Source organism: Vibrio sp. T3Y01 (assembly GCF_013114525.1).
GTDB classification, from domain to species: domain Bacteria; phylum Pseudomonadota; class Gammaproteobacteria; order Enterobacterales; family Vibrionaceae; genus Vibrio; species Vibrio chagasii_B.
Window position 1 is genome coordinate 1 of the sequence record NZ_VTXJ01000004.1, and the last position, 12033, is coordinate 12033.

General features: G+C 44.8%; 12 protein-coding genes, 1 tRNA gene and 1 other RNA gene. 8 read left to right on the forward strand and 6 right to left on the reverse strand.

Translation table 11 applies throughout. The features are described 5' to 3' along the window. Positions 1-126: 126 nt before the first annotated feature. Positions 127-211 (reverse strand) — tRNA-Tyr (locus F0232_RS05500). A 565-nt stretch (positions 212-776) separates the two neighbouring features. Between F0232_RS05500 and F0232_RS05505 the strand changes: the two genes are divergently transcribed. Further along, on the forward strand, positions 777-1853 hold the full coding sequence (locus F0232_RS05505; protein ID WP_105059194.1) for an efflux RND transporter periplasmic adaptor subunit: 1077 nt from the start codon (positions 777-779) through the stop codon (positions 1851-1853). Next, positions 1853-4966, forward strand: coding sequence for a vibriobactin export RND transporter permease subunit VexH (gene vexH, locus F0232_RS05510; protein WP_061031886.1), 3114 nt, complete (start codon positions 1853-1855; stop codon positions 4964-4966). The genes F0232_RS05505 and vexH overlap by 1 nt, the downstream gene beginning before the upstream one ends. Before the next feature lie 100 nt (positions 4967-5066). Here vexH and F0232_RS05515 read toward each other — a convergent pair whose 3' ends face one another. Next, positions 5067-5660: a thioredoxin domain-containing protein gene (locus F0232_RS05515; RefSeq protein WP_105059195.1), complete on the reverse strand. Its 594-nt coding sequence runs from the start codon at positions 5658-5660 to the stop codon at positions 5067-5069. A 127-nt stretch (positions 5661-5787) separates the two neighbouring features. On the opposite strand from F0232_RS05515, the gene F0232_RS05520 reads away from it, so the two are divergent. Then, positions 5788-6108 (forward strand): DUF1244 domain-containing protein, encoded by a 321-nt coding sequence (locus F0232_RS05520; RefSeq protein ID WP_004736423.1) that lies wholly within the window; start codon positions 5788-5790, stop codon positions 6106-6108. 85 nt (positions 6109-6193) lie between these two features. Here F0232_RS05520 and F0232_RS05525 read toward each other — a convergent pair whose 3' ends face one another. Further along, entirely contained in the window at positions 6194-7261 is a 1068-nt protein-coding gene (locus tag F0232_RS05525) for a PLP-dependent cysteine synthase family protein (RefSeq protein WP_061031884.1), read from the reverse strand. A gap of 147 nt (positions 7262-7408) precedes the next feature. Here F0232_RS05525 and F0232_RS05530 point away from each other — a divergent pair, with 147 nt between their 5' ends. Both F0232_RS05530 and F0232_RS05535 read left to right on the forward strand, forming a co-directional pair. Further along, entirely contained in the window at positions 7409-7864 is a 456-nt protein-coding gene (locus tag F0232_RS05530) for an Lrp/AsnC family transcriptional regulator (RefSeq protein WP_004739953.1), read from the forward strand. A gap of 62 nt (positions 7865-7926) precedes the next feature. Further along, positions 7927-8592 (forward strand): hypothetical protein, encoded by a 666-nt coding sequence (locus tag F0232_RS05535; RefSeq protein ID WP_061031883.1) that lies wholly within the window; start codon positions 7927-7929, stop codon positions 8590-8592. Between the two features lie 120 nt (positions 8593-8712). Here F0232_RS05535 and tesB read toward each other — a convergent pair whose 3' ends face one another. After that, on the reverse strand, positions 8713-9573 hold the full coding sequence (tesB, locus tag F0232_RS05540) for an acyl-CoA thioesterase II (protein WP_061031918.1): 861 nt from the start codon (positions 9571-9573) through the stop codon (positions 8713-8715). A 168-nt stretch (positions 9574-9741) separates the two neighbouring features. Between tesB and F0232_RS05545 the strand changes: the two genes are divergently transcribed. Further along, positions 9742-10182, forward strand: coding sequence for a YbaY family lipoprotein (locus F0232_RS05545; protein WP_061031882.1), 441 nt, complete (start codon positions 9742-9744; stop codon positions 10180-10182). Positions 10183-10257: 75 nt separating this feature from the next. Here the strand turns inward: F0232_RS05545 and F0232_RS05550 are convergent, their stop codons facing one another. Then, on the reverse strand, positions 10258-10560 hold the full coding sequence (locus F0232_RS05550; protein WP_061031881.1) for an MGMT family protein: 303 nt from the start codon (positions 10558-10560) through the stop codon (positions 10258-10260). Between the two features lie 51 nt (positions 10561-10611). On the opposite strand from F0232_RS05550, the gene F0232_RS05555 reads away from it, so the two are divergent. Further along, positions 10612-11355, forward strand: a complete 744-nt coding sequence (locus F0232_RS05555) for a hypothetical protein (protein WP_105059196.1) — start codon at positions 10612-10614, stop codon at positions 11353-11355. Between the two features lie 211 nt (positions 11356-11566). Continuing rightward, an RNA gene (ffs, locus tag F0232_RS05560) (signal recognition particle sRNA small type) lies at positions 11567-11663 on the forward strand. Between the two features lie 88 nt (positions 11664-11751). On the opposite strand, the gene F0232_RS05565 is transcribed toward ffs, so the two are convergent. Then, entirely contained in the window at positions 11752-12003 is a 252-nt protein-coding gene (locus F0232_RS05565; protein ID WP_017105442.1) for a GlsB/YeaQ/YmgE family stress response membrane protein, read from the reverse strand. Positions 12004-12033: the final 30 nt, after the last annotated feature.

The following is a 12033-nucleotide window of genomic DNA, read 5'->3' on the forward strand; positions in this document are numbered from 1 at the left end:
TTGGCCACTCGGGAACCCCTCCAGGGTGTGTCTTACTTTTCACAAAGTAAGCCTAAATTGATGTTTTCCCATAAGCCCATCAATCAGGTTGTTCTCTTAACTCTTAGGTAGAGATAAGAAGAAATATGGTGGAGGGAGACGGATTCGAACCATCGAAGGCAGTGCCGGCAGATTTACAGTCTGCTCCCTTTGGCCACTCGGGAACCCCTCCAGGGTGTTTTTCCTAACTCATAATGGATAGGCTAAAGAGATGTTTTTCCCAACGCATCTCTCAAGTGCGGAGCGCATCATAGCAAACACGTTAAACCTGTAAAGGGTTTTTCTTATGGTTTTGTGTTAAATGCTGCCTTTTTGGGCAAAGATGGCGAAAAGTATGCATATTGCTCGTGAAGTGAACATCTGTACTAAGGTTTATGTAGTGATAGGTAACACCTTGAGGTAATTGGCTTTCTGTATTGTGTTCAATGTGTCTAAAGCGTGATGAAACGTAAATGGAATTTAATCTAGATTTACACTTCTTGACGTTACAGCATTCATCAGTTGATAGAATACGGTTAATTTCATTTATAGAGAATAATACCAATCGTAGTAAGTAACTTGTCGTTCTAGCTTATTAAAATGCTCGACAGCTGCGTTAGGATTTTTGATTGTAGGATAACTACTTATCAAAGCTATCCTGTTGAAAAGAGCAGCCTTGTTCTCAAGCCATTTTCCTACGCTATTTCTGACCACTTACTCACTGTGATTGCTATAAAACTTACTTGCAGACCATAATTATGAAAAATAAATCTGTTTTAACCCTGCTGAGCTTGTCTATTCTTATGGCGTCTCCAGCCGTACTTGCTAAGCGTATGGGCCCTAGCTCTGTCACTGTTGTTACTGAGCAGGTTGATATTCACCAAGTTAGCCAATCTCTTTCTCTCGTTGGAAAGCTAGAAGCTGAGCAATCGGTGATGATCACTTCTGAGGTGGCTGGACGCGTTGACTCTATCAACATTAAAGCTAATCAAGATGTGACTAAAGGCCAGATGTTGGTTCAGTTGGATGACGATAAGGCAAAAGCTGCAGTTGCAGAAGCTCAATCGTATCTAAAAGATGAGCAACGTAAACTAGCGGAATTTCAACGCTTGGTGAAACGTAACGCGATCACGCAAACCGAAATTGACGCTCAGAAAACCAATGTAGAGATCGCCAATGCTCGTTTAGCAGCAGCAAATGCCAACCTAAAAGATCTTCACATTAGTGCGCCATTCTCAGGCACAGTCGGCTTTATCGATTTTAGCCGCGGCAAAATGGTGACAGCGGGTACTGAGCTGGTGACTCTAGATGACCTTTCAGTCATGCAATTAGACCTTCAGATCCCTGAACGTTATCTTTCTATGCTATCAAAAGGCATGAAAGTGACGGCTCGTACCAGTGCATGGGGAGATACCGAATTTACAGGTTCAGTGGTTGGCATTGATTCTCGTATCAACGCAGAGACATTAAACCTTCGAGTTCGAATTAATTTCGATAACAACAATGATTACCTAAAGCCGGGCATGCTGGTGTCGGCAGCGATGGACTTCCCACCAATTGAAGCACCAATTATTCCAGTTCAAGCTCTAGAGTACTCAGGTACTAAACGTTTTGTTTATGTGGTTGGTGAAGATAACAAAGCGACGCGAACTGAAGTCTTCCTTGGTGCTCGTATCGACAACGAAGTTGTGATTGAAAAGGGTATCGAAATTGGTCAGAAAATAGTGGTGCAGGGCATCGTGAACATGCGTGATGGTGTTCAAGTTCAAGAACTGACCGTGAACCGCCCTGCTGAGTCAGCAACCGAGAAAGCAATACAAGAAGGCGCTAACTAATGTTGTTATCTGACGTTTCAGTAAAGAGACCAGTAGCCGCTGTCGTATTGAGTTTGCTGTTGGTTGTGTTTGGTATCGTTTCGTTCAGTAAGCTTGCTGTTCGTGAGATGCCAGATATTGAAAGCCCAGTAGTATCGATCAGTACTCGTTATGAGGGTGCTTCGGCTACCATCATAGAGAGCCAAATAACCTCCAATCTTGAAGACCAATTATCCGGTATCAGTGGTATTGATGAGATCGAATCCACCACTCGTAACGGTATGTCGCGTATTACGATTACCTTTGAATTGGGTTATGACCTGAATACTGGTGTGAGTGACGTTCGTGACGCCGTTGCTCGTGCGCAGCGCTCGTTGCCTGACGAAGCTGACGACCCAATTGTTTATAAGAACAATGGTAGTGGTGAGGCTTCGGTTTACATTAACCTAAGTTCTACTGAGATGGACCGAACGCAGCTAACCGATTACACCGAACGTGTGTTGATCGACCGCTTTAGTTTGATTTCTGGTGTGAGCTCGGTGGATATCTCAGGTGGCTTGTACAAAGTAATGTACGTCAAGCTGAAACCTGCGCAAATGGCAGGTCGTGGTGTTACCACATCTGACATCACTTCTGCGTTAAACAATGAGAATATCGAAAGCCCAGGTGGTGAAGTACGTAACGATGCGATTGTGATGTCGGTTCGTACCGCTCGTTCTTACACTGAAGCGGAAGATTTTGAATACCTAGTCGTTAAACGCGCTTCTGACAACACGCCTATTTACCTTAAAGATGTCGCTGATGTTTACATTGGCGCAGAGAACGAAAACTCGACCTTTAAGAGTGACGGTGTTGTTAACGTCAGTATGGGTATTGTGCCTCAATCAGATGCAAACCCGCTTGAAGTAGCTGACCTAGTACATAAAGAAGTCGAAGCAATTCAAAAGTTCTTGCCAGATGGCACTCGTTTGGCTGTCGACTATGACTCAACAGTCTTCATCGATCGTTCTATCTCAGAGGTTTACAGCACGCTCTTTATCACGGGCGGCTTGGTTATCCTTGTGCTTTACATCTTTATTGGTCAAGCACGTGCAACACTTATTCCAGCGGTAACCGTACCTGTATCTCTGATCTCGTCGTTTATTGCCGCGTACTACTTCGGTTTCTCTATCAACCTGATTACCTTGATGGCACTTATCTTGTCGATTGGTTTGGTGGTCGATGATGCGATCGTGGTGGTTGAGAACATTTTCCACCATATTGAACGTGGTGAGTCACCGCTGCTTGCTGCCTATAAAGGTACTCGTGAAGTAGGCTTCGCGGTAATCGCAACAACGCTTGTATTGGTAATGGTATTCCTACCAATCTCGTTCATGGACGGCATGGTAGGTCTGCTGTTTACCGAGTTCTCGGTATTGCTTGCTATGTCGGTGATCTTCTCGTCGCTAGTTGCATTGACGCTAACGCCAGTGCTAGGCAGTAAGATCCTAAAAGCGAACGTGAAACCAAACCGCTTTAATCTGTTTGTTGAACGTGTATTTGGTAAATTAGAGTCTGGATACCGCTCGGTATTACGCCGCGCGTTAAATTGGCGTTGGGCTGCTCCAATCATCATTATCGCATGTTTGGGTGGTAGCTATGGTTTGATGCAACAAGTGCCAGCGCAGCTTACTCCGCAAGAAGACCGTGGTGTTATCTTTGCGTTTGTTCGTGGCGCAGATGCAACCAGTTACAACCGCATGTCTGCCAACATGGACATTGTTGAAGAACGTCTAATGCCATTGCTTGGTCAAGGCTTCTTGAAGTCATTCAGTATTCAATCACCAGCATTCGGCGGTAATGCCGGCGACCAAACAGGTTTCGTCATCATGATCCTAGAAGATTGGAATGAACGTGACGTTACAGCGCAAGAGGCGTTGAACGAAGTTCGTAAATCTTTGAATGGTATTCCCGATGTTCGTGTATTCCCGTTTATGCCTGGCTTTAAAGGCGGATCGAGCGAGCCTGTACAATTCGTTCTAGGTGGTTCGGATTACTCAGAACTGCAGAAGTGGGGTGAAATTCTTAAGCAAGCGGCTGAAGACTCACCAATGATGGAAGGTGCGGATATCGATTACTCTGAGAAAACGCCAGAGCTATTGGTTACTGTAGACAAGCAGCGTGCTGCAGAGCTAGGTGTGAGTGTTTCTGATATCTCAGATACCTTGGAAATCATGCTGGGCGGTCGCAGTGAAACGACCTTCGTTGAGCGCGGTGAGGAGTACGACGTTTACCTTCGTGGTGACGAAAACAGCTTTAACAACGCGAACGACCTAAGCCAAATCTACATGCGAACTCAATCTGGTGAGTTGGTGACATTAGATACGCTAACGCATATTGAAGAAGTGGCATCGTCGATCCGCTTATCACACTACAACAAACAGAAATCGGTAACGATTAAAGCCAACCTTATGGAAGGTTACACGCTGGGTGACGCGTTAGATTTCCTTGATCAGCAAGCGATTGAACAATTACCGGGTGATATCTCAGTGAGCTACTCTGGTGAGTCTAAAGACTTCAAAGAGAACCAATCGAGCATCTTGGTGGTGTTTGCATTAGCGATGTTGGTGGCGTACTTGGTTCTGGCGGCGCAGTTCGAGAGCTTCATTAACCCGTTAGTCGTGATGTTCACTGTACCTATGGGTATCTTCGGTGGCTTCTTAGGCTTGGTGTTGATGAGTCAAGGGCTCAATGTATATAGCCAGATTGGTATGATCATGTTGATCGGCATGGTAACCAAAAACGGTATCTTGATCGTTGAGTTTGCCAACCAACTGCGCGACCGCGGTATTGAGTTTGAAAAGGCGATCATTGATGCTTCAGCTCGACGTTTACGTCCAATCATGATGACGGCGTTTACCACACTAGCAGGTGCTATCCCATTGATTACTTCAACGGGCGCAGGCTATGAAAGCCGAGTGGCAGTGGGTACGGTTATCTTCTTCGGCATGGGCTTCGCGACTTTGGTAACTCTGTTTGTAATTCCTGCGATGTATCGATTGATTTCTGGCTCAACACGCTCTCCGGGTCACGTCGAAGCGGTGCTCAACAAAGAGCTAAGCCATGACAACATAGGTAGAACTAGCCACGGTTAATTTAGTGGTATAGATAAGTAATTGATGAAAGCCCGACAACTTACTTGTTGTCGGGCTTTTTTATTTGGTTTTCCGAATGGTGCCAGAAAAGAGTGAGACTCTATTGCTCGCTCAGGTATTGAATGGTTTCCAGCAGTTCTTCCATAGAGCGGTGGCCTCTTAGTTTCACCATATAGTGTCCATTAATAATAAAGCTCGGAATGCTGCTAATCGATGCTTGCTCGGTCTTAGTAACAGCATCTTCCATGAACTTAGCCCATTGCTGTTGTTGATCTTGAGTCATGTCTTTTTGCTTCAAAAGGTTGTGTTCTTTGAAAAAGGCATCGATATCCGTTTCTTGCAGCGGGTTTTTAGTTTGAACCAGCGAGAATAACTCACTCAAAAGTTCATGAGACAGATCAGGCTTTTGAGCCAACACGGTGTAGTAAATACCTGCAGCTTGTAAGGTCGAGTCGTTAAAAATCACGTGAGTACGATGCAATTTCAGTTCACCAGAGCCTTCTTTATCTTTGAGTAACTCTGTCATCTGCCAACAAGGCATCCAGGTCAATGAAAAGAATTTTTCTACTTGATACTCGGTTGAATAAGGCTTTTCCAAAAGCGTGTATTGTTTTCCCTCTGATGGAGATGCAAAAGCTGTAGCGCTTATAATAAGAGAAACTAAAAGGATAAATACGTTTAGTAATCGTTTCATGGGAATTCCGGTTTATCTATGAATGTTTTGAAAAGCCTGCGTTTGCTCCTAGCGCAGTGCGGGCTTTTTTTGTATAACAATATCTGCTCAATACATTAAAAAATGAAAATTATTAAGGGACACCAAAGTGGCTGAATTTAAATACAAAGATCTTTCTCAAGAAGAACAAGACAAGCTGGATGCAGCAACCTTTCGTCGCCTATTAGCACACTTAGACAACAACAAAGATGTTCAGAATATTGATCTGATGATCTTGGCTGGCTTCTGTCGTAACTGCTTCAGTAAGTGGTACAAAGCCGAAGCTGAACAACAAGGTTTAGACCTTGATATTGATGATGCTCGTGAGCGTGTTTATGGCATGACTTACGACGAGTGGAAACAAAACCACCAACCAAAAGCAACACCAGAGCAACTGGCTGCTTTTGAAGCGAAGCAGAAGCCAGAATAGCCTTGGCTTATCGCTAGCTAAAGACATATAAAAAGAGCCCATCAAGGGCTCTTTTTATTTTGGACGCTTGTGCTTTGCTTGGTGCTTAAGCTAATTCACCCGTTTGAGAGAAAGCTTCTAATTTTGCAGCGTAAGGCTGAAGGTCACCAATGTTGTTGTTTACCCACTCGTCATTGAAGTAAGTGTCTAGGTAACGCTCGCCGCTATCACAAAGTAGAGTAACGATAGAGCCTTTCTCTCCACGCGCTTTCATCTCGCTAGCCAGTTGAAGCACACCGTACATGTTGGTACCCGTAGATGCGCCAACCTTACGGCCTAGAATGTCAGACAACCAATGTGTCGTTGCGATGCTTGCTGCGTCTGGGATCTTACGCATTTCGTCAACCACACCTGGAATGAAGCTTGGTTCTGCACGAGGGCGACCAATACCTTCAATTTTGCTGAATGTGCTGCCTTTTACTTCTGTATTGCCTGTCTTGTAATACTCGTGGAAAACTGAGTTTTCAGGGTCAACGACACAAAGCTTAGTTTCATGCTGTTGGTAACGAATGAAACGGCCAATCGTTGCTGAAGTACCACCAGTACCAGGGCTCATTACAACCCAAGTTGGAACCGGATGATCTTCCATCTGCATTTGATTGAAAATCGAGTTTGCGATGTTGTTGTTACCACGCCAGTCGGTTGCGCGCTCAGCGTAAGTAAATTGGTCCATGTAATGGCCATTGAGTTCCGCTGCTAAACGACGAGACTCATCATAGATTTGGTCAGAGCGGTCAACTAGGTGTGCTTGGCCGCCGTAGAATTCAATCTGTTCGATCTTTTTCTTCGCCGTGCATTTTGGCATTACCGCGATAAACGGAAGACCAAGTAGGCGAGCGAAGTAAGCTTCAGATACTGCCGTGCTGCCAGACGACGATTCAATGATCGTGGTTTCTGGGCCAACCCAACCATTACAGATAGCGTATAAGAACAGAGAACGCGCCAAACGGTGCTTCAAAGAGCCTGTTGGGTGTGTACTTTCATCTTTAAGGTAGATATCAATGCCTTCAATGCTTGGAAGGTCTAGTTTGATAAGGTGCGTATCCGCAGAGCGTTGGTAGTCCGCTTCAATTTTACGAATCGCGTTGTTAATCCATTGATGGTCAGTGCACATAAGCGTTCTCCTGATCGAGTGTAGGAATTTTTTGTAATTGGTATGGTTTTAATTTAGCTAGATCTGGAGAGAAAAACTTTGCCATATTTGCTTTATTTTGACTAAAATGTAGAAAATTATTCTATTTAAAAGCGATTTGGTGAAAGTGTGATAGATGCCGTAGATAAAAAAATATTAGCGTTATTACAAGAAGACAGCACCCTGTCATTGAACGATATTTCTGAAGCCGTCAACCTCACCACAACGCCTTGCTGGAAACGCTTAAAGCGTCTGGAAGAGAATGGCATCATTGAAAAAAGAGTGGCGCTGCTGAACCCAGAAAAGTTAGATCTTTCTTTTACCGCATTCGTATTGGTGAAGACCAGCGATCACTCTCATGAGTGGTATGGTCGTTTTGTGAATACTGTGTCGGAATTCCCAGAAGTCATGGAATTCTATCGTATGGCTGGCGAGTACGATTATATGATGAAGGTGCAGGTTAAAGACATGAAGTGCTTTGATGAGTTCTATAAGCGCTTGGTTAACAGTGTCGATGGTATATCAAACGTTACTTCTACGTTTGCGATGGAACCATTAAAGTACACCACCGCGCTACCGCTATAACCTTGTTCAAAATTGTGTTTCGAGTTTAGATATCGCCTCTGCGATGAAGAAAAGGATTATTCATGCTTGCAAAAGTTTCTACTGCTATTCAGCTCGTGTTAGCTATCGCTATTTTTTACCTTGGCTACACTATCTATTCATTCACCAATAAAGTCGGTGAAATTGTCGATACCTATCCTCAGGTTATTGAGGACCTTTCTGTGCTCACTAAAGAGCTAAAAGTTGAAGAGTTTCTGATACTGGCGGAGCACGTCGACGAGTTGGCGCCACAGATGCTAAATACCGTTGAAGATGTAAGAAAGACGGTAGAGAAGGTGAACAAAACGGTCGCATCAGTCGACAGTAAAATTCCAGCTATATTAGACGAAGTGAAAAATGTTCGCGTTGAAGTCGAGCAGGTGAGAACCGATGTGATTCCGCCAACGCTGACCGAACTCAAGCGCTACCGTGTTGATGTGATGCCACCAATGCTGGCTGAAAGTAAGTCTTACCGCGAACAAACGATACCTGTGGTGATTGCCGAATCTGAAATGCTCAGAGCTGAAGTTCCTGGCATTTTAGCGCAGGCTAATTTGTTAGCCGATAAGAGTAAGGAGTTGGCTCAGGGCGCAGCTGAAGGTGCAGTAAAAGGAGTGGTGTTATCGCCATTTAATCTGCTGAGAGATGCGGGAGACGGCATTAAAACACGAGTACAAGGTGAGTTTGAGCCAGTAGAGCAGGGAAACTAGCGTTTAGTTCCTTTGGTTACTGAGTTGATATGGTGATGAGAAAGAGAAGAGGCTAGGTATGACACTAGCCTCTTTTTGTTTGGATCTAGCTTGTTTACGCAACTTAGAAATAATTCTTCGCTACTTAGTAAAGCGCATCACACCTTCTTGAACTGCTGTCGCGACTAGGTCACCTTTCTGGTTATAAATCTCACCGCGCACTAGGCCGCGAGTGTTCGCCGCCGTTGGGCTTTCAATCGCGTAAAGTAACCATTCATCCATTTTGAATGGGCGGTGGAACCAGATCGAGTGGTCAATCGTCGCCACTTGGAAGTTTGGCGTCATGATAGAAACTTCATGAGGATGAAGTGCCGTGACTAAGAACCCCCAATCTGATGCGTAAGCAAGCAGGTATTGGTGAATTAAGTGGTTGTCTGGCATCGCGCCATTTGCTCTTACCCAAAGGTACTGTTTCGCATCCGCTTTCTTTGGTTTTAGTGGGTTAACCACCGTTACGGGGCGCATCTCAATGGGCTTTTCGCCGCAGAAGGTCTTGCGCAGCTTTTCTGGGAGGAACTCCGCAATATGGCTCGCAAGCTCCGTTTCAGAGGCAAAGTTTTCCGGGCCTGGAATATCAGGCATCGGGTTTTGGTGTTCAAAGCCCGGTGCGTCACCATGATAAGAAGCCGTCAGGTAGAAAATAGGGCGGCCATTTTGAATCGCTTTCACACGGCGGGTACTGAAGCTGCGTCCATCTCTGAGATTTTCCACATCGTAAATAATCGGCTTTTCAGGGTCGCCAGGGAATAGAAAATAACTGTGGAACGAGTGAACACTACGGTCCTCTTCAACGGTATAACGAGCAGCTGAAAGTGCTTGCCCTAAGACCTGACCGCCATAAACTTGTGGAAGGCCGAGGTTTTCACTTTGCCCACGGAATAAACCTTCTTCCAGCTTCTCTAGCTGAAGTAAACTTAGTAATTCTTTTAAAGGTTGACTCATCGCCAGCATTCCTCTTCGTAAAATGAGTGTCAGATTATGGTGTTAATCATTTAGCTTAGTCAGATATCTGTCAATAAATCATAGGGTTTCAAGACAGAATATGAAAGCTCTCTTATAATTAGTCCGTAGATTTGCCGAGTCCGGCAAACATGTTGAGAGAAATTGAATATGAAAAAGGCTCTAATTCTTCTAACGTCTTTAGTATCGTTTGGCCTGTTAGTCGGTTGCCAAACAACATCAGAAACGAACGCTTCTCAGGAAGTGGTTGCAGAGAATACTCAAGTGATTTCAGGAACAGTTAGCTACCGCGAAAGAATTGCATTACCAGAGAGTGCATTGGTTACTGTAACGCTAGAAGATATTTCACTAGCAGATGCTCCATCAACGGTTATCGCGACTCAAGAGTTCACAACCGATGGTAAGCAAGTACCGTTTGCGTTCGAGTTAAGCTACGACGACAACAAGATTCAGCCTAACCACCGTTACAACATGCGTGCAACTATCCATGTTGACGGCAAACTACGTTTCACAACAGATACCATCAAGTCTGTGATTACAGATGTAGAAAACACACAGTACGCTGACCTGCGCTTGGTCGGTGTTCGCTAATTAGAAATGGATGCTACTGTTAAGGCATCTTGATTGGCTTAATCTAGCCAGTTGAATCGGCGAATGATGGCAGCTTTAGGGCTGCCATTTGTATATTCTGAGTTTGACCTTTCCTGTGTCACTCACTTCAATCCCTTCTTCCAACAAATGCTTCTTTTGGCGATCAAACGAATCACCTTTCAAAGAGATTTCGCCTTTGCTGTTGATCACTCGATACCAAGGGAGTTTGCTGCCTTCAGGTAGATTACCCAATGCCTTTCCCACATGGCGCGCATAGCCCGGAAAACCTGAGAAACGTGCTATGTCTCCATAAGTTGTTACTTTTCCATATGGAATTTGGTGAATCACAGCAAAGATTTGGGCTAAAAATTGGTCCATACTAAATGTTCCTAGTTCATGAATACCACGGATCGGTAGAAGGAGAGAGCTATGGTCTTTTCAACGTTTCAATTTCTAATTACAACATTATTAGCCGTTGTGTGTGCGAGAGCAATCAGTTTAAGTGAGGGAGATATCCCAGTACTGGCGATGGTGATTCCTGCGTTATGGATCTTACCGCAGGGTGGTATCGCAGGTTTAGCTCTACTTGCTGCAATGACAACTTATGGCTTAACCCTTCCTCTACAGCCAATCACGCTCTCTGTTAGCGCGTGGGTGTTGTTCCCACTGTTAATGGTGGTTTTCTCAAGACGCAGTAGTTTGTCGGTAGTGATTATTTCGGGTTTGATCGTGACTACTTTGCAAGTCGGGATTATGGTCACGCAATCAGCAGGAAAGCTCGATGGCATGCCATGGATTACGGTCTTGCAGACCTTGTCTATTATGGTTATTTGGTGGGCTGCTAATCATCTTAAGCCCGCGAGTCGACACAGCTGGTGGTCATTAGGGTTAATCTTGCCCCTTTGGATTGCCGATTTACCTTATGCAGCGCTTGTGGCCTTGTGTGTGACGGGCATTATGGCGTCAATGGAAGCGATGACCAAGCTGAAAACCTTCCGCTGGAACAAGTTATTGTGTTGGACGCTACCAACTGCAGGCTTCGCAGCACTGGTTATTACACCGAGCATTGAAGTACCAAGTCCTGTATTTGTCGTTTGGCTATGCTTGTTAGGAACGGCATGGATGACGGACTACATCATTCGCACGGAAGATAACGAAGACATCGATATCTAGTGTCTGCTCAATCTAGATGATGTTGTACGAGAACTTCAAATCGCAGGTAAATGGTGAATTTACCTGCGATTTACTGGTGGTTTGAATAAAGGATAAGCACTTAGACCACAATTGCTCAAAAAGAAAGGGTAAGGGCTTGCAATGGCTGCCGGGATGCTTAATAATCCAATCACTCTTTGAGGTAAGCCTCTTAGAAAACGAATCTATGGGGGCCTGGTCCTCCCGCAACAATAGCTCGTGAACTCGGTCAGGTCCGGAAGGAAGCAGCCGCAGCGTGTGACTTGTGTGCCGGGATGTGGCTGGGTTCCCACCCCTTAAAAAAGCCGCTCTTAACGAGCGGCTTTTTGCTATCTGAAGCTTAATTTTATCTTGTTTATGACTAGAGGTGCGAAAATATCAGTTTTTGAGGAAACGGTTATAGACAAATAGCAACACAAATGCTCCAAGCGTTGCGGTTATAATACTACCGATGTTAATGCCGTCAGCACTGCCGAGGCCGATGAAGCTCCCTAAGAAACCACCAACAAAGGCACCAGCAATACCTAGAACCATGGTGGCGATCCATCCACCACCATCGTTGCCCGGCATTAGCCACTTAGCTAGCGCTCCTGCAATTAACCCAAGAATAATCCAAGATATAAACCCCATAACTTCTCCTTACTCATTATTGTGTTAGGT